Source organism: Streptomyces sp. NRRL F-5126 (assembly GCF_000721265.1).
Taxonomy (GTDB): domain Bacteria; phylum Actinomycetota; class Actinomycetes; order Streptomycetales; family Streptomycetaceae; genus Streptomyces.
Map to the genome: position 1 here is coordinate 741,190 of NZ_JOFZ01000001.1, position 17,521 is coordinate 758,710.

At 68.9% G+C, this 17,521-nt stretch carries 16 protein-coding genes and 1 pseudogene; 10 read left to right on the forward strand and 7 right to left on the reverse strand.

What is annotated here, in order from left to right; genetic code table 11:
* The first annotated feature begins 5 nt into the window (after positions 1 to 5).
* The 10 genes from IH48_RS0103405 to IH48_RS32970 all read left to right on the forward strand — a co-directional run bounded on the left by IH48_RS0103405 (position 6) and on the right by IH48_RS32970 (position 9,621).
* The gene (locus IH48_RS0103405) at positions 6 to 1,337 is read left to right on the forward strand and encodes an MFS transporter (protein ID WP_051839020.1); all 1,332 of its coding nucleotides are present in this window, start codon (positions 6 to 8) and stop codon (positions 1,335 to 1,337) included.
* Between the two features lie 75 nt (positions 1,338 to 1,412).
* On the forward strand, positions 1,413 to 2,633 hold the full coding sequence (locus tag IH48_RS0103410) for an ATP-grasp domain-containing protein (protein WP_234434104.1): 1,221 nt from the start codon (positions 1,413 to 1,415) through the stop codon (positions 2,631 to 2,633).
* Entirely contained in the window at positions 2,630 to 3,919 is a 1,290-nt protein-coding gene (locus IH48_RS0103415) for an ATP-grasp domain-containing protein (RefSeq protein WP_051839022.1), read from the forward strand. The genes IH48_RS0103410 and IH48_RS0103415 overlap by 4 nt, the downstream gene beginning before the upstream one ends.
* Positions 3,920 to 3,972: 53 nt before the next feature.
* Positions 3,973 to 5,205: an ATP-grasp domain-containing protein gene (locus IH48_RS0103420; RefSeq protein WP_051839024.1), complete on the forward strand. Its 1,233-nt coding sequence runs from the start codon at positions 3,973 to 3,975 to the stop codon at positions 5,203 to 5,205.
* Positions 5,202 to 6,653: a solute carrier family 23 protein gene (locus IH48_RS0103425; protein WP_078849427.1), complete on the forward strand. Its 1,452-nt coding sequence runs from the start codon at positions 5,202 to 5,204 to the stop codon at positions 6,651 to 6,653. The genes IH48_RS0103420 and IH48_RS0103425 overlap by 4 nt, the downstream gene beginning before the upstream one ends.
* 263 nt (positions 6,654 to 6,916) lie before the next feature.
* Positions 6,917 to 7,867, forward strand: coding sequence for a TrmB family transcriptional regulator (locus IH48_RS34240; protein ID WP_158710235.1), 951 nt, complete (start codon positions 6,917 to 6,919; stop codon positions 7,865 to 7,867).
* An 89-nt stretch (positions 7,868 to 7,956) separates the two neighbouring features.
* Positions 7,957 to 8,085 carry a hypothetical protein gene (locus IH48_RS37325; protein ID WP_267885297.1) on the forward strand — a complete coding sequence of 43 codons (129 nt, stop codon included), beginning with the start codon at positions 7,957 to 7,959 and terminating at the stop codon, positions 8,083 to 8,085.
* 628 nt (positions 8,086 to 8,713) lie between these two features.
* Positions 8,714 to 8,908: a type II toxin-antitoxin system Phd/YefM family antitoxin gene (locus IH48_RS0103440; protein ID WP_030898857.1), complete on the forward strand. Its 195-nt coding sequence runs from the start codon at positions 8,714 to 8,716 to the stop codon at positions 8,906 to 8,908.
* Positions 8,909 to 8,937: 29 nt separating this feature from the next.
* Complete coding sequence (locus tag IH48_RS0103445) at positions 8,938 to 9,303, forward strand: DUF6247 family protein (protein ID WP_030898858.1); 366 nt, start codon at positions 8,938 to 8,940, stop codon at positions 9,301 to 9,303.
* A gap of 99 nt (positions 9,304 to 9,402) precedes the next feature.
* Positions 9,403 to 9,621, forward strand: a complete 219-nt coding sequence (locus IH48_RS32970) for a hypothetical protein (RefSeq protein ID WP_234434106.1) — start codon at positions 9,403 to 9,405, stop codon at positions 9,619 to 9,621.
* A 146-nt stretch (positions 9,622 to 9,767) separates the two neighbouring features.
* On the opposite strand, the pseudogene IH48_RS35660 reads toward IH48_RS32970, so the two are convergent.
* From IH48_RS35660 to IH48_RS0103485, 7 genes and pseudogenes are all read right to left on the reverse strand, one after another.
* A pseudogene (locus IH48_RS35660) lies at positions 9,768 to 9,884 on the reverse strand (IS701 family transposase); the annotation flags it as partial.
* Between the two features lie 26 nt (positions 9,885 to 9,910).
* Positions 9,911 to 10,489, reverse strand: coding sequence for a GrpB family protein (locus IH48_RS0103460; protein WP_030898860.1), 579 nt, complete (start codon positions 10,487 to 10,489; stop codon positions 9,911 to 9,913).
* Between the two features lie 127 nt (positions 10,490 to 10,616).
* The gene (locus IH48_RS0103465; protein ID WP_030898861.1) at positions 10,617 to 11,294 is read right to left on the reverse strand and encodes a hypothetical protein; all 678 of its coding nucleotides are present in this window, start codon (positions 11,292 to 11,294) and stop codon (positions 10,617 to 10,619) included.
* A 233-nt stretch (positions 11,295 to 11,527) separates the two neighbouring features.
* Positions 11,528 to 12,244 (reverse strand): lytic polysaccharide monooxygenase, encoded by a 717-nt coding sequence (locus IH48_RS0103470; RefSeq protein WP_030898862.1) that lies wholly within the window; start codon positions 12,242 to 12,244, stop codon positions 11,528 to 11,530.
* Between the two features lie 127 nt (positions 12,245 to 12,371).
* Positions 12,372 to 13,244 carry a carbohydrate-binding protein gene (locus IH48_RS0103475; protein WP_051839028.1) on the reverse strand — a complete coding sequence of 291 codons (873 nt, stop codon included), beginning with the start codon at positions 13,242 to 13,244 and terminating at the stop codon, positions 12,372 to 12,374.
* Between the two features lie 128 nt (positions 13,245 to 13,372).
* Complete coding sequence (locus IH48_RS0103480) at positions 13,373 to 14,332, reverse strand: AraC family transcriptional regulator (RefSeq protein ID WP_037840807.1); 960 nt, start codon at positions 14,330 to 14,332, stop codon at positions 13,373 to 13,375.
* 46 nt (positions 14,333 to 14,378) lie between these two features.
* Positions 14,379 to 17,342 (reverse strand): AAA family ATPase, encoded by a 2,964-nt coding sequence (locus IH48_RS0103485; RefSeq protein WP_030898867.1) that lies wholly within the window; start codon positions 17,340 to 17,342, stop codon positions 14,379 to 14,381.
* Positions 17,343 to 17,521 lie beyond the last annotated feature (179 nt).

Here is a 17,521-nt window from a genome sequence, read left to right on the forward strand (position 1 = left end):
GTGACATGGCGTCGAGCGACGTCTCCACCGGACGCGGACGGCTGGTCCGGAGTCTCGGCCTGCCGGACGTGTCCGGTGCCGGTTCGTTCCTGACGGCCGGCCTGATCGACAGTTTGGGCAACGGCCTGGTGCTGGCGTTCCAGCTGGTGTACTTCGTCTCAACCACGTCCCTGTCGGCGGTGGAAGTCGGGTCGGCCATCACCCTCAGCCGCCTGCTCGCACTGCCGGCGCCCGCACTGATCGGTCCGCTGATGGACCGGTACGGACCCCGCATGGTGGTGGTCACCGGCAACGCCCTGTCCGCCCTCGCCTTCGGCGGCTTCCTGTTCGCGCATGACTTTGCACTCGTACTGATCACCGGCGTCGCGGTACAGGCCGGCGCGGCTATGTTCTGGACCGCCAACAGTGCCCTGACAGCGCTGGCCGCCCAGGGTAAGGACCGCACCCGGTGGTTCGGCCTGATCCGCGTCATTCGCAACGTTGGCCTGGGTCTGGGCGGCGCGGTCTCGGCGGCGGTCGTCGGCACGGCGGGCACGACGGGCCTACGGCTGCTGGTGGCGGCCAATGCCGTCTCTTATGTAGTCGCCGCGGTTCTGATCGCCCGTTGGCGGCCCCGAGGCGCTATCCCGGCCAGCCGACCCGGCGGTGCCGCGGCCGCCGTCGGCGTCGGGGACTCACCCGGGGCGCCTAGAGCCCAGTACGCCCTAGTGCTGCGCGACGGGACGTACCTGCGGCTCGTGGCGGTCAACCTCGTGTTCGTGCTCGCCGCGATGGTGCTGAGCATCCTCCTGGCGCTGTACACCGTAGAGGTGCTGCGAGCGCCCGCCTGGCTGGTCGGGGTCCTGCTGACCCTCAACACGGCGCTGGTGATCGGCGGCCAGTCGGTGGCAACCCGGTTCATCGAACGGAGGTCGCTCGCACGCGTCGCCGCTGTCGCCTCGGCGCTGGACGCGCTCGCCTTCCTCCTGCTGTCACTGCTGGGTGGCGGGCCACGCTGGATCACCTTCATTGGACTCTTCCTGGGTGTGATCGTCTTCACGTTTGGTGAGATCTTGGCGTCGCCCACGATGAGCGAACTCAGCGTCGTGCTGGCGGCGGATCACGCCCAGGGCAGATACTTGTCGATCTTCCAGATGTCGTGGACGGCCGGCATGGCCCTGGCCCCCTGGCTGTTCACCACACTTCTGAGCGTCGGCCCCCGGGTGCCGTGGCTCGTGTTGTGTGCGCTCAGCACGCTGGCTGTACCGGGAATGTACGGCCTGGCCCGGGAGATCGCCGCCCGGTCCGACTCGGCCGTCGGCACGAACGGCCGGAGTGAACCGGTCACCGCGCCGTGAGCCGCCAGGCGGCCACCTTCCTTCTGCTGAAACCGTAAATCCGGAGATGACTTCATGAGAAAAACAGTTCTCCTCTTGGGAGCGGAGAGCAGCGCCGTCGAGGACCTGCTGACCGCTGCCAAGGACCTGGACATCACCGTCCACCTGGCTACCCACCGCGATGTGTACGACCGCTACCCACCGGAGCTGCGCGATGCCCTTGCCGGTGTGGTGTTCACCGACTTCCGGGCGCCGCGGGCCGCGCTGGAAGAGCTGGTGCGCTACGCAGAGGAGCACCGGATCGGTGGGGTGGTGGCCGGCTGGGAGTTCCTGTCGCTGACGGCCACTCGGCTGGCTGGGCGCCTGGGGCTGCCCGGCCACGACGTGGCCGGGGCGGAGGCCGCGCGCAACAAATGGGAGATGGCACTGGCGTTCGCGGAACACCGTGTGCCGTCTCCCCGTTCACTTGCAGCGGTATCGGCGGAGTCTGCAGCAGCAGCGGTCAAAGCGGCTGGCTGGGACTTCCCCCTTGTCGTCAAGCCCGCAGAGAACGCAGGGTCAGTGGGTGTGACGGTGGTCGGGTCGTTCGCCGAGCTCCCGGCGGCGTTCGCGGCGGCCCGCGCGTGGACGGCCGAGTTCCCGTATGGCATCCCACTGGACACCAGTGTGCTGGTGCAGGAGTACCTGCACGGGCCGGAGTTCAGTGTGGAGAGCGTCGTCGCGGACGGGCATGCTGTCCACCTCGCGGTGACCAGGAAGCTCACCACCGGCGGCGACATCCGTGAGGAGCTGGGGCACACCGTGCCTGCCGAGCTCGACGCGGGACTGCGGGAGCGGATTCTCGACACGGCTGAGCGGGCTTTGTCGGCGCTAGGGTTGCGGAACGGCGTGGCACACACGGAATTGAAGGCGACCCCCGACGGGCCGCGTGTGATCGAGGTCGGTGCCCGGCCGCCCGGGGGACACATCGTCAAGGTCGTCGAACAGGCCCTGGGGGTCAGCGAGACGCGGGCCTATCTCCAAGTGGCAGTCGGCTTGGCTCCCGACGTGACGCCGTCTCGTCACGAGGGCGCCGCGATCCGGTTCCTGACGACCGAGGATTGCGGCACGTTCGCAGGGCTGACCGGTCCGGCGGACCGTCCCGGGGTCGCCGCCGTCCAGGCATACATGGCGCCGGGCGATCCGGTCGACCATGCGCACGAGCGGCACAGTCGCGTCGGGCACGTACTGGTGCGGGCGACCTCTGCGGCCGACGCGGACCGGATCGCCGAAGAGGTGGCCGCCGACGTGGCGATCCGTGTGGAGCCACCGCGATGACCCGGCTGGCCTTTCTGCGGTCCATAGAAATTCAACAGACCCGGCCCTATCTGGGAATGCTGCGCTACCGGTTCACCAGGGAAGGCATCGTCGCGCGACTGTTCCACACCGAGGGCGACTGCGGCCCGGAGGACTTCCCCGGTAGTGCGGAGCGCGTAGACCCCGGCGTCACCCCCGACGTACTAGCCAGGCAGGTGCTTGCCTGGCGACCAGACGCCGTGGTCTCGCTGTCCATCCCGGACGAGAACGCCCTGAGGGACGCAGCTGTCAAGGAGCGGCTGGAGCGCCAGGGCGTTCCGGTGGTCATGCACGGCCTTGACACGGTCAACCTGCTGTCGAACAAGTGGGAGACCAAGCGGGTGATCGCCGAGCATGGGCTGGCGCAGCCGGACGCAGTCCTGCTCGACGGCGACCTGCTCAACGGCCGCGGCCTGCCGGTTCCGGCCTTCCGTGACGTGGTGCTGCACCAGGCCCAGTCACTGGGCTACCCGCTGATCACCAAGCCGCTGTGGGACTGCCTGGGCAACGGGATGCACGTGCTGGCCGATGAGGATGAGCTGTCCGACTACCTGCGGCAGCCGTACAACGGGAACCTGATGCTGGAGCGCTTCACCCGCGGCGAGCTCTGTTCGGTCGAGGTGGTGGGGGCGCGGGGGCACTACGTGGTGCAGCCGGTGATCTGGATGGGTCCGGCCGATGACGGACCGTCGTCGACATTCCAACGGCTGCGGTACGTGGCTCCGCGTCCCGAGGCCGACGCTGCCTTCGCACCGGTCGCCCAGCGGCTGGTGCGGCTGTGCCGGTCACTGGACATCGAGGGCGCTCTCGACATGGACATGATCTACGTTGACGGTGAATTCCACGTGCTGGAGATCAACCCCCGGGTGTCGGGGGCGACGACGCTGGCAATCGCCGGTTCCGGACTCAACACCTACGACTGCCTGGTGTCCATGGCATGCGGCCAGTGGCCGCATCGACTGCCAGCCGCAGCGGGTCAGGCGCGGATGATCGCTCTGCAGTTCCCCCTGTGTTCTTGCGGTGAGGACACCGACCGGCTTCTGGCGGACACGCTGGACCTGGTAAGGACGGCGACCTACCACATCGACGGTGTGAGCGTCCCGAACGCGGTGGTCACCTGCGCGTACGACGACGCGTTGCGACTGCCGCCCCGGCTGCGTGAACTAGTCGGGGCGGGTTGTCTGGACGCCTTGACAGCGCACCAGATCGAGAGCGTTGTCACCACGGCCGGGCGGCTCCCGGTCCCAGCTACACCGGCCGCCGGATGACACCCCCGCGGCCCGCGCCCCTGGCGCGGACTTGCCTGACGAAGGAGGAGAATGTGGGCGACACCGTTCTGGTGATCGGTTCGGGTTATCAGGAGTTCCGACAGTACGTCCTGCGGGGCCTGGCAGAACGGTGCGAGGTGCTGCTGCTCAACGGCGGACCAGTGGACTGGCAGCTGCCTTATGTGGCAGCCCATGTGGTGGCCGATCTCGACGACGCTGACGCCGTCAGCGCCGCGGCGGCCGCCTTGACCGCGGGACGCTCGGTGGGCGGTGTGGTGACATGGGAGGAGCGGCTGCTGGAACTCAGCGCACGGGTCGGCGCAGAGTTGGGGGCGCCGGCGATCCCGCCCCTGGCCGCTGCCGCGTGCCGTGACAAGGCGGTCCAGCGCTTGGCGTTCGCCCACGATGGGGTGCCCTCAGCGCGGTATGCGCCGGTAAGCGCGCTGGAAGAGGCCAGGAGGGCGGCGCGGGAGATTGGCTTCCCTGTGGTGGTCAAGCCGCTGTCCCGGGCGGCCAGTGTCGGGGTACGCGTCGCCGCCTCGGCCAGGGAGCTGGACGCCGCGTTCGCCTCAGCGGTCCATGCAGCGGCCGGGTCACGGGACGAACGGGTCCTGGTGGAGGAGTACCTGGACGGGGAGGAGATCAGCGTCGACTGCTGGGTGCTGGACGGCAAGGTGGTTCCGTATGCCACGGCCCTTAAACGGACCGGGTTCGCGCCCTATTTCGAGGAGGTCGGCCATGTGGCCGGCGACGTGCTGGACGATGCAACGGCGGCAGCGGTGCACGACGTCGTGGTACGAGCCAACCATGCGCTGGGAGTGGACCGTTGCGTCACGCATACGGAGCTACGATTGACGTCGCGGGGGCCACGCGTCGTCGAGGTCAATGGGCGGCTCGGCGGCGACCTGATTCCCTGGCTGGCGCAACTGGCCTGCCCGGGGCTGTCGGTGGGCGAGATTGTTGGCTCGGTGACCCTGGGAAGGTCTCCGGGGTCAGTGTGGCGGCCACGGCAGCTCGTGGGCATTCGGTTCCTGTATCCACCGTGCGACCTGGTCCTGGAAGACGTCGAGGTCGACCGGAATCTGGCAACGGAGCCATGGGTGCACGCGGTGCACATGGTCCGGGAGCGTGGCACGGTACTGCGACTGCCACCGCGTGAGTTCCTGGGCCGGGCAGGCTATGCCGTCGTGGTCGGCCCGGACGTACCGACTGTGGACAAGCGCCTGGCGGCGGCGGCCTCCGGTGCGATGGTGCTCGGCAAGCCGACGCCGGAGGTGGCCGGGTGAACGGAAGCGGGAAGTGGGGCTGGCGGCTGCACGGGGACGGTACAGGACCACTGGAGGGGAAGGTGGTGCTGCCCGGTGAGCGGCTAACGTGGCCGCGGACGATCGGGCTGGGCGCACAGCACGTGGTGGCGATGTTCGGGGCAACGTTCGTCTTCCCCGTGGTCATGGGGATCGATCCGAACCTGGCCGTTCTGATGTCAGGAGTGTCGACCGCACTGTTCCTCTTGCTGGTCCGGGGCCGGATTCCGAGTTACCTCGGTACGAGCGCCTCGTTCGTGGGTGGTGTCGCGGCGATCCGGGCAGGGGGTGGGGACACGGCAACGGTCTGTGGGGCAATATTGGTTGCCGGCCTGCTACTGGCGGCCGTGGGCCTCGTGGTGAACCGACTCGGTCCGGCGTCGATCAACGGGCTGCTGCCTCCGGTCGTTTCGGGTGCGGTGGTCCTGCTGATCGGCTTCAACCTGGCGCCTGTGGTGGCCAAAACCTACTGGCCGCAGGACCAGTGGGTTGCGTTGGCGACGATGGTGGTCGTCGTGGGCAGCGGTGTGCTCCTGCGGGGGTTCTGGGCACGGCTGTCGGTCTTCATCGGCCTGGTTTTCGGCTACGTGCTGTCCTGGCTTTTCGACCGGCTGTCCGGACCGGTGACTGCCCCGGACGCCGCGGGGCACATCACCACGCATAACCGGCTGGACCTCTCCGGGGTGACATCGGCGCACTGGTTCGGCCTGCCGCCTCTGCACGCTCCGGTGTTCCACTGGTCGGCAGTACTCCTGGTGCTGCCCGCCGTGATCGCGTTGCTCGCGGAGAATACCGGTCACCTGCGTGCCATCGCGGAACTGACGGGTGAGGACTTGGACCGCAGAGTGGGCATGGCGGTGATGGCGGATGGCGCGTCGACCGCGCTGTCCGCCGCCGTGGGTGGTTCTCCCACCACCACGTACGCGGAGAACATCGGGGTGATGGCGGCGACCCGAATCTGCTCCACGGCCGCCTACTGGGTCGCGGCGCTGGTGGCCGTGGCATTCGGACTCTGTCCCAAGTTCGGCGCATTCATCGCCGCCACCCCGGGAGGCGTCCTGGGCGGCATTACTGTAGTGCTTTACGGAATGATCGGTTCACTGGGAGCAAGGATCTGGATACAACACCGGGTGGACTTCACCAATCCGGTAAACCTGTTCCCGGTCGCCGCCGGACTCATCGCCGGGATCGGTGGGGTGTCCTTGCAGGTCAGCAAGTCCTTCTCGGTGAGCGGTATCGCGCTCGGCACCCTTATAACCGTTGTGGGCCATCGAGTCCTGTCTCTGACTCCGCGTACTCGGCGACGGCCGGCAACGACAGCGAGCGGCGACTCTCCAGCGCCGGGTGGCGCCCTCGGAGAGCCGGTCGGAGCCTCCGAAACTACGGACGGAGACAGGAAACTTGATTCCAAATTGGCGTACCTTGACTGACTTCGTCACGATTGAGCCGCCGTTGCGGCCGCTCTTTCAGGAGGTGACAGTGACGCCACTTTTGACTGCCTGACAAAAGTCACACCGCTCATGGACTAGACCTGGGCTACCATCACTTGCCGGTCCGCAGTGTGATAGTCGAATCACTCTGGGTAATAGTCGGGAGGCGCACGATGGAGTCCACGCCAGCACATGGGGGAAGTGGCACAGCGGTGGGGCCCTTCGACTTCCCGAGCCCACGGGCCCAGAAGGTGTACGCCGACATGCTGACGTGGTCGGGACAGCACGGGACCGCCGACGAGGTCAGGGCACGCGTGCCGGTGGCGGCATGGTCCGCAGAGGATGTTCGTCGCTCCGTCGACGAGCTGACGGAACTGGGTCTGGCCTCCCCCGATCCGGACGATCCGGGATACCTCGTGCTGTCCGACCCCCGCTTGGTGGAAGCACAACTGGGTGCTGCCTGGCGGCGGGCCGCGCTCGACCTACTGGAACGCTCCAGCGACCTGGCAGAGTGGCTCCGGCCCCTGACCAGAAAGAACCGGGATCCGTTGCACGCCGACCCGGCCGACCTCATCACGCACTTGTCGGGGAAACCCCTGATCAGGGCGCACATCAGCATGGCGATGACCGAGTGCACAGAGGAACTGCTGACCGCACAGCCGGGCGGGAGCCGCCCCGAGCGCACCTTGAAGGCCGTGCAGGCAGATGTGTCGGCGCTCCTCGACCGCGGGGTATCCGTTCGCACTCTCTACCAGCACACCGTCCGACACGACGGTCCCACGCGCGCCTACGTCGCAGCGGTCACCGCGCACGGAGCAAAGGTGAGAACACTAGACGAACTGTTCGACCGGCTGATCATCGTCGACCGGAAGATCGCCTTCATACCCATCGGCCGCGCCCGTGAAGAAGCCATGATGGTGCGTAATTCGGCGCTGGTGAGTTTCCTTGCTAAGATATTTGAGCGCAGTTGGCTGCGCAGCGAGACCTTCAACGGCGGTCGGTCGGCCAAGGATTCGGCAGACATCACCTCGTCCCTCCAGGAAACAATCATTCGCTACCTCATTGCCGGTGAAGGCGACGCTGTAATCGCAAAAAAAATCGGGGTGAGCCAGCGTACCTACGCGTCGCACATCGCCCGGCTAAAGTCGCAGCTGTGCGTCGAGACCCGCTTCCAACTCGGATACCGGCTCGCGTTGTTGTCCAAGACCTACTGACCGGTGGCGACCGACTCCGGTTTCACTCCCACGGTGTCCGTGGGGTTCCAGCAGAACCTGACATACGACGCCCGACAACAACAGGATGAATGGCCAGCCTGATACCCCGGCAAGCTGAAGCGGTTTGCAGCGATGCCGTACCGCACTACCAGTTCGAGGACATCTGGCTGCTCCGCCGCGGCGGCGAACTCAGTCTGAGCGAGCGGATCGCCCTGTGACCATCGCAGCGCCTCACACTCATCTCCCAGCCATACCGCCGGTCGACATGCGCCCTTTCCGACGAGGACGACCCACCGATCGTCCCCCACTCACTGCGCACGGCGCGGTAGTCTCTCCGCTCTCCCGAGACTCTCCCCGCCAGGAGGGCACCGGCACGCGCTGAACTCGTCAATCCAAAGGCTGCGGACACTCCGCTGCGAGCAGGGGATGCACCAGGCCCCGGAGGCCGCACAGCCGCTTCCTGTGTACGTTCTGAACGTCGCTCCGATTCCCCGGCCCACAGAATCTCGGCGTGCCCCAACCGTGCCCTTCGGAGCAGACTACAGCGGTCAAGTGCGGTGCCCACAGGGCGCGTCAACCTCGCCCACGCAAGGCGAAGGAGCAGGTCAGTGGGCCGTTGGTTGTGCATGTGTCGGTGATTCCCAAGCTCAGAGCGCGAGTTCGATTCTCGTCACCCGCTCCAAAGAAAAGCCCCACGCCATTGGCCCGGGGCTTTTTTGTTTGTTCAAGCCCGACCGAGCGCCTTGTGCGCCCGTACTGCCCCCAACGCGCCCGTCGGCTTCTTCAGGTCGTCAGCGTCTTACGAGCATGTATGTCATCTATGATAGTTGTTATACGCTTCAGTGCATGGAGACCAAGACCTACACCACCATCGACCTGCGCAAGGGGATGGGCGAGATCCTGGACCGGACACGTATCGCCGGTGAGGCCGCTGCCATCACCCGCAAGGGGAAGACGGTCGCCTACCTGGTGCCGGCCGAGTGGTTCGAGGAGATGGGCCGTCGGCACCAGCCTCACGAGGACCAGCACGAGGCTGCATGACCCACCCTTCATTTCAAGGAGCCCGAACCATGACCGCCCATGCACTCCACTGCGATGGGTACGAGGGGGGACCCCTGCGGTTGCCACCGATGCCCGAACGCACCCCTCAGGCACTCCGGTTGGCCATCCAGGAACACGCCCCGCAACTCCTCCCGGACTTCGAGGCCCACTGGAAGCGCGTCATTGGTGACGCCTTCAGCATCACCCCCGTGCCTGCCTTCATGCGCCTGTGGTGGACTCAGTACGCCATCGCGCGAAATCCCGCTCTCGACGCGCACCTTCGCGATCTCGAAGCCCGCGCAGCCGAGTCCGATGACCCCGAGGAGTCCAGCCGGCTCTTGGAGGAGTACAGCCGTCTCCGGCACGAAGCCGCCGAGACGAAGCCTGGAGAGTGATCGACGAACCACTCCGGCCGCCCTGGCAGATGGACTGGACGAAGCAGGCACAGCACGACTTCCAAAGCATGCCTGCCGAAGGCAGTGACCTGGTCATGAGTGCACGCGGAACTGATCACCGCTGAAGACCCGTACTTCCGCGGAATCGACGCCGACGTCTCGCTCCCGCACTGGATGACCGTCCGGCCACTGGCCTCCACGAATCCCGGCGGCCCCCACATCGTGGACCTGGCCGGCGGACGCGGTTGGCTCATCTACACCTTCATGCGCCGCCACGCCGACCCGCAGATCGTCGTCACCGAAGCCTTCTGGGCCTGACGCCTGGGTCACCGCAGCGTCTGTGCCACGGGAGATCTCCAGTTCCTGTCACCGCTCCGGCACATCACCTCAGGTTGATGACCTGCCGTCGGCGTGCCCCATCCGTGCCCTTCGAGGCAGACAACAGCGGTCAGCCGGCTCTGGCTGGTCGCGAAGACGGTGTCCCTGTCCAGGCCCGCAGCCCGGCGGCGGTTCGGGCTGCATGTCCACGAGCGCGGGATGTACGGCTCACGGTCCACCGCCGCGTGTCCGCGGCCGCCGGCCTGCGTGTGCCCGTCGGCGCACTCGATCAAGCCGCTGCGGGCGCGCTCCAGCCGGTACCCGCGGCCCACCGTTCGGCCGCGGTCATCAACACCTCCGTAGCGGGGGCCTTGATCTGCCCATAGTCCGACAGGTCCGGCACGCTCAGTGCGAGGCGCTGCTTGAATGCGCCCCACGCCCGACGGGCGTCCCCCTCCGCGCGCAGGTAGTCCCGAAACAGCAGGGCAAAGCGGGCATTGGGTGCGGCGCCCTCCCGCAAGTGGACGTTGCACGACCTTGCGCCGGCCGGCGGCGCGAAGACGAGTTTGTGACACCGCTGCCCGCCGGAGACTTCGACGCGGTTCCACGGCTCCGGGCGGCACCGGAAGCCGATCACCGCAAGCAGCGGTACATCCCTGGCCTCGTCGATCGACGTCATCCGCACCTGCACATCAATGCAGTCCTTGGCCGGCAAGCCCGGTACCGAAGTGGATCCGACGTGATCGACCCCGAGCACGAGGTCACCCAGCGCATCTCGCAGCGTCCCCGCGAGCGGCTCGAACTCCACCGGCCACTGGGGCCGGTACTCCACCACGGCAACCTGACCGCGCTCATCGGGAAACGGCATGGCGCCACACACTACATGTCATCCGAGCGACTCCACAGACAGCGGGACCACCCCCGCAACCCGCCAACAGGAGCACCCCAGCAGATCACCGGCCACCGGGGAGGCCGGTGGGCCACTCGGCGCCCGATTACTCGTGGGCGCTGATCTGACCGTCGTCGCCGAGCACGAAGTACGTGCCGTTGGACTGGCCCCCGGCGTCGCGTCCGCCGTCGCCCTGCTTCGCCTCCAACGTGCCCACCGTGCCTTCCTCACCGCCGCTTATCTCCGCGCGGTAGTGGAACTCGCCGAGCTTCGTGACCTTGGCCGTCCAACCGCCCGCGACGGTGAATGTGCCCGGCCCCTGCTTCGCGCCGCCCTCCCAGGAATGGATCCGGCCGTCCAGTGTGAGCACGATGAACATGTCGTTGGCATCGAGACCGTCCACGTGTCCGTTCGTCGTCTCCAGGCTGGCGAAGGGCTGCCCGTCGGCGGTGACCTTGGCGACGTAGTGCGTGTCGCCGAGCTTGTAGATCTTGGCTGTGCTGCCGTCGACGAGGGTCTCGGTACGGATCAGCGTTCCCTTGGTGGCCGGTGTGGTGGCGGCGGACGCGGACGCGTTCGAGGCGGGCGAGCTCCCGCTGTCTGCCGGGCTGCCCGCCGAACCGGCCGGGCTCGAGTGGCTTGAGGGTGCGGCGGAACCGGCGGCGCTGGACGGGGCGCTACTCGCCGACGTGCTTGAGCCTGAGTCGGCTGGGCCGCAGGCAGTAGCAAGGAACGCGGCGGCGACGCCGATGGCTGCAGCGGCGAAGGCGTGACGGCGGTTCATGGATCTCCCCTGGCAGTGAAGCCGACCTTGGTACTGACCTGACGCCAAGGAGGACATCGAGCTGCCGGGACGGGGTTCCGCCGCATGCCCGATGGTTCCGCACCGTGACAACCGGCATACGGCGAAGACAAACTTCCCGCCGCGGACCGGGGACCGCGGACCGGGGACCGCGGACCCGCGACCCGAGGGGCGTCGCGCCCTGCGCGACGCCCCTGCTGTGGGCGAAGCCGCGGTTACGTCGTCGTGCAGGGCCCCAGGTCGGTCCAGGCGCCCCACTGGCCGCTGGTGGTGGGATCCTCGCCGGTCACCCACCACTTGGCGCGCCACGTGTGGTCGTCCCGGGTGACGGTGTCACCGTCGTTGTAGACGGTCCCGGCGTCCCAGGCCGGCGCGGTGCAGGCGCCCGGTCCTGTGGGGCCGCCTCCGCCGCCGTTGCCGCTGATGTCCACGTCGACGCAGGCGTAGAAGGCGTTGGCCGTGTCGGCGATGTTCCACACGGCGAGCACCTTCTGGCGTCCGGTGATGCTGCCGAAGTTCACCTGGTGGGTGACCGTCGCGCCGGGCTTTGCGCCTCCGTCGTAGAACTCCGCAACCTTCTGGCCTGCGACGAAGTACTGCCAATTGCTGGTGGCGTGCCGCGCCAGCAGACGCCAGGTGAAGGTGGTCGTGCTGTCGACAGGGGTGACCGTCCAATTCTTGCTGTCGTCGTCGAGTTCGGCGAACTCCGGGTTGCCGCCGCTGCAACTGGTCAGGCCCTTTGGCCCCTCCACGCTCTGCGGCTCGTACTTGATGGGCCCGCACTCGACGACGCCCGCGGCACACTGCGCCTGGCGGCTGGGGGGTGACGAGACGTATCCGTGCGCACTGGCTGTGGTGGCCGGAAGGCACACCGCCACAAGGGGAGCGATACCCACGCCGATCACGGCGGCAAGTCTTCGCTTGAGGTGCATGTCAGCTCCTGGGCTGTCGGGGGACGGCATGGGAACGGTGCGGGGGGAAGCGATCGGCGTGTTCTTCCGGGCGTCGACGGTGGTGGGCGGCGCCCGGAGTTTTTTGCACCTCCCCCTGGTGGTGTGGTCAGACGCGCTGCCAGAGCGCCGGTACGTTCGGGGGCTCCCAGCCGGCCATCGACGTGTGGGCCTGGACGCATCGGTACGTCACCGAGTCGTAGGTCACCTGGTCGCCCGCCCGGTAGGCGGTGCCGGCCGCCCAGGTGCCGCTTTTGCCGGGCGGCGGGTTGGTGGGCGGGGTGGTGGAGCCGTCGACGTCCAGGACGAAGTCGAAGGTCGCCTGCTCGCCGGAGTCGACCTGCTGCACCGTCATCTGGAGCCGGACGTCGTAGTACGCGTCCGTGCTGTTCCTGGGTTCGCCGGGGAAGTACAGCTGTGTGGTGAGGATGGGCTGCCCCGGTGCCTGGACCTTGACGTGGATGTGCCGGGTGCGGCCCGGGTACAGGCCGGGCACGATCGTGGTCAGCGTGAACTCGCCCTGCTTCGTGCTGAACTGGTGTCCGCGCAGCGTGAAGCCGGTCATGTCGTACGCGCCGCTGTCGTCGGCCTGCCAGAAGTCCAGCAGGGCGCCGGATATCGGAGCGCAGTCCCGGCCGAAGACGTAGCCGCTGACGGTGAGCGGTGTGCCCGGCATGCCGGAGCCGACGAGGTCGGTCCTGAGCGGTGAGTCCGGCTTGAAGTAGGGCCCCTCGATGTTCGGGATGGTGGGCTCGTCACCGTCGTGGCACGCCGGGGTGGGAGCCAGGGGGCGGGCTGCCGGGCGACGGGCCGGGGCGGCCGAGCGGTCGCGGTCGCGGGCCCAGGCCACTCCACCGCCCGTCACCAACGGAACGGCGCTGGTCAGGAATGCCGCCTTGATCACGCTCTTCCGGCTGATCCCCCGGCTCTCACCGGGTACGGAACTGCCGGAGCGGTCGGTCTCGTCGTGGGGGGTGGGCACAGTGATCTCCTTCGCCGGATACGGACGGATGCGGACGGATGCGGCCCGGATGCGGCCCGGATGCGGCCCGGATGCGGAACGTCTCTCGAGGGCTGCGTGCGCAGCCGCGTGCGGGGCTGCGTGCGAATCTACGCAGGCCAACGAGTGCTTCCGAGGGACCGCTCTGCGGGATCGTGGTGCTTTTCGCCGACCGCCCGGCGGAACTCCGGGCGCAACTCACGGCAGAACTCCCGGCGGAACTGTCCCGGAGACACTCCGGTCTCCCTGCGGAAGAAGCGGCAGAAGTACGCCGGGTCACAGAACCCGACCGCCGTGGCCACCTGTCGGATCGTCAGGTCCGTGCCGGCGATGAGGCGTTTGGACTCCAGGATCTGCTGCGCCCGGATCAGCTGTCCCGGCGTCCTCCCCGTCCCCCGCTTGACCACGTCGTGCAGGTAGCTCGTCGAGACGCCCAGCTCGCGTGCGTACTCCTCGACCGAGCGCGGCCCGGGGTCAGATCGCTCCATCAACCGGCGGAAGTGGTCATTCAGTTCGGCGCCCCTGCCCCCGGTGTCCACGGCTTCGCCCGAGGGGGCCTCGCGGTCAGTCATCCGTAACCACGACAGCAGCAGGATGTGCAGGTAGGACGAGAGGATGCTGATGTGTCCCGCGGCGGCCGAGCGGTACTCGCGGTCCAGTTCCCTCAGCAGGGCCCGCAGGTCCGCCGCCTCGGTCCTGCCCGGGCGCAGCCGCGGCCGGGCACTGAGCGTACGGATGACCTCGGCGTCCCCGTGGTGGGTGAGCAGGAAGTCCTCGTCGAAGAGCAGCACCCATCCGGCGATGCCCCGGGCGTTGTGCCACTGGTGCACCTGGCCGGGGACCAGCGCGTAGAGGCACGGCGGGTCCAGGTCCTGCCGCACGAGGTCCACCACGTGCGCGCCGCTGCCTCGGGTCACCAGCCCGATCTCGTAGAAGCTGTGCCGATGCGGGAAGTCGGCCCTGGCCAGCGGGCCGATGGTGTCGAACGAACCGATGGCGAAGGGGAGCACCCCGGGCCGCGTGACGTCCAGGCTGTGCGTCTCCAGTGTCTCGCCCGCGATGCCGGCCATGCCGTGTCCCCTCTGCTTCGATAGCCCGGCCGCCCCGCCGCGGCGCCTATGTCGTAGGCCGCGCCATGACGATGCGGGTGATGTCGACGCGCGACTTGGCGCCGAACTTGCGGTAGACGCGGGTGAGCGCCGCCTCGACGGTCTTCACACTGAGCGCCAGGCCCGCCGCGATCTCCCGGTTGGTGGCGCCCTGTGCGACGCGGGCGACCACGCTGCGCTCTGTCGGGGTGAGACGATCCGACCAGCACATCTCCTCGGGGAGGCGAACCGAGCGGTCCCCTGAACGGTCCCGCTCGGCACAGGTCAGCGAAACCCAGGCCCTGGCGCCCGCCTTGGTGAAGATCCGCAGTGCCTCGTCGAAGGCGGCGTGTGACAGCGCTCCGTCGCCGAGACGCCCGCGGACCCTGCCGAGCGCCACTCTGGTGCGGGCCTCCTCCAGGGGGTACCCGGCGGCCCTGAGGCGAGCCGCGGCGTCCTCGTATCCGGCTGCCGCCGCGCCGAGTTCGCCGCGGGCCTCACTGACCGCGGCTGCCGCCCGGCCGAGCGCGGCGAGCACGCCCCGCCGCCCCAGCCGCGCGGCCTGAGAGCGTGCCCTGGCGATGACGGCCTCCGCCTCGTCCGTCGCTCCACTGTGCGCAAGAGCCTCCGCGAGGTCGGCGTGCCAACGCCGGGTCGCCGGGTCCCGCTGCCCCTGGACGGTCTCCAACTGAGCCGTGCGCCTGAGCAGTTCCACTGCCTGTTGGGTCTGCCCGCCGAACAGTCTGATCCTTCCCTCCGCATGCAGGGCGCGGGGCAGGAAGAGCCTGTCGTCGTCGTCCTCGCTGTGCTGCCTGGCGGCCTCGGCCGCGGCGAGCGCCTGGCTCAGGCTGCCGCCCGCGGTCTCGGCCAGCGAGACGGCGTACCAGGCCGGGCCCTGGCTCAGCCCGGCCTGTTCGACGATGCGCAGGCTCTGCCGGGCGATGGTCAGTGCCTGCCCGCAGCGGCCGCGCTGGATCTCGACCTGCGCGAGTCCGATCAGGCACTGGCTGAGGCTGTCGGCCGAGCCTCGTTGCCGCAGCGTGTAGACGAGGGTGCGCAGCTCGGCCCTGGCCTCGTCCAAGCGGTCGTGCACCAGGTGGAATCGGTGCTTGAGGTAGATCGGGCCGTTGTGGTGCGCCATGGCGTGCACATCGTGTGGTGTGGCGAGAGCGGCGGCGAGGGTCCTCTCCGCCTCCGGCAGTCCCAGGAAGAGTTCCAGGGCCGCTTGCTGGGTCAGCGCCATGAGCTCGGTCCTGCGATCGCCCGCGCGCGCCGCGAGTGCGGCGGCGCGGACGGCGTGACCGTGCCCGCGGGCCGCCGAGCCACCCACCATCCACTCGCGCCAGCTCATCCGGTAGTGGAGCTGGGCCAGCAGACCGGGGTCCCGGCCCGCGTCACGCACCGCCTCGGGGAAGACGTCCGCGATCTCGGCCATCGCCTGACCGCACGAGTCGACGATCACGTTCCAGGCGCGTACGCGCTCGGCGGGCCGGTCGGCGTCGCCCAGCACCTCGTAGGCGAGTTGTCTGGCGAGGTCGAAGTGCCCGGCATCGAGGGCGTCCTCGGCGGCGGTGAGCCGGCGGTGTGTGTCGACGTGCGGCTCGCCGGCCGGTGTGTACTCGGCGGCCAGACGCCCGAGTTTCGCCGCGGTCCCCGGAGCGCCGCGGCGGCGTGCGGCGGAGGCCGCGTCGGCGAGCCGGGCCGCAACCGCCGGATCGGGGCCCGCTGTGAACCGGGCGATGTGCTGGGCGCGCTCGACCGCGTCGTAGGTCGCGTCGGCCAGTGCGCGGTGTGCGTTCACCTGGAGCTCGTACGGGGTCTCGGCCCGCAGCACCATCGGCGTGAGCGGGTCGAGGAATCTGATGATCCCGTCGCCCGGAGCCTGGAGGATGCCGTGCCGGACGCAGGTGTCGATGTCGGCCGGGGCGTGTTGGCAGCCCGCGCGCCGCAGCAGGTCAACCGTGGGACGTGCGGCGGCGTTCGCGGTGACGAGTGCCTGCCGCGCGCTGGGTGGCAGGGCGTCGATCCGGTCGAGGATCGGTCGGCGCAGGCAGTCCGGGACGGGGAGGGGCTCCGTGGCTTCCGGCAGGGACGCTCCGTCGATCCGGACGCGCTCGTCGAGCGCCGAGCTGAGGTCCAGCACCGTGCGCGGGTTTCCGCCGCCTGCCCGGTGCAGACGTGCGACGAGCTGCCGTGGCCATAGCGGGCGGCCGTGCCTCTCCAGCATCTCGGCGACCTCACGGGCGGTCATGGGTGGCACCGGTACCCTGCGGACCGGCCCTGGACACAGCTTCTCGGCGCTCACCGGCCCGCCCGGCGGGTGGTCCTCGGCGTGTCCGGGCTCGTCCCCGGCCGCGCCCGTCCGCAGCGCGACGAGCACAGCGGGCCCGGGTCGGCGTCCGGGCCCTGACCCGGGCCCGGGTCGGCGTCCGGGTCCAGGTCCGAGTCCAGGTCCGGTTCCGGGTCCGGAACCGGCGCGTCTGGCGAGGGACATGAGGATCTCCGCCGTCGGTACGTCGAGCCACTGCGCGTCGTCGATGACCAGCAGGACCGGGCCGGCGCCGCTCAGCAGGGCGAGTACCTTGCCGACGGCGATGCGCAGGACCAGCGCGTCACGGCCGATGGCCGGATCGCTCCCCGAGGACGGCGAGCTCCGCAGCAGCGCTGCCTTGAGCACGGCTTCCTCGTGGGCCTCAAGACCGGCGAGGATGTCGTCGCCGACGGTGGCGAGCAGATCGATGAGCCCGAGGAAGGGGCTGTCCCGTTCGGACGGGGTGGGTGAGCAGCGCAGGATCCGGTGGCCGCTGGAGCCCAGTTCCGCCGTCAGCTGGGACACCACCGTGGTCCTGCCGATGCCGGCAGGACCGGTGAGGAGGGCACCACCCCCTGCGGTGAGATGGACCCGGACAGTCTCGCACAGGGCGTCCCGCCGCACGGTGGGCGATTCGTGGCCTGCCGGGCTCTGGGACGGCAGGGTGGTCGGCTCGGTCATCGCAAGCCCCTCCGGACACAGCTTCCTTCACGCCGCAGGCCCCGATCATGAGCCTGCCATCCGTGACCCTGGTGCCGCGGCGAATGTAGGTCTGTCCCGGACAGTGGTCAAGACCCTTGAAAATGAGGGCTCCGGGGGCCGGGCATGAGGACCGAGCCGCTGGTGGAGAGGCCAACGGC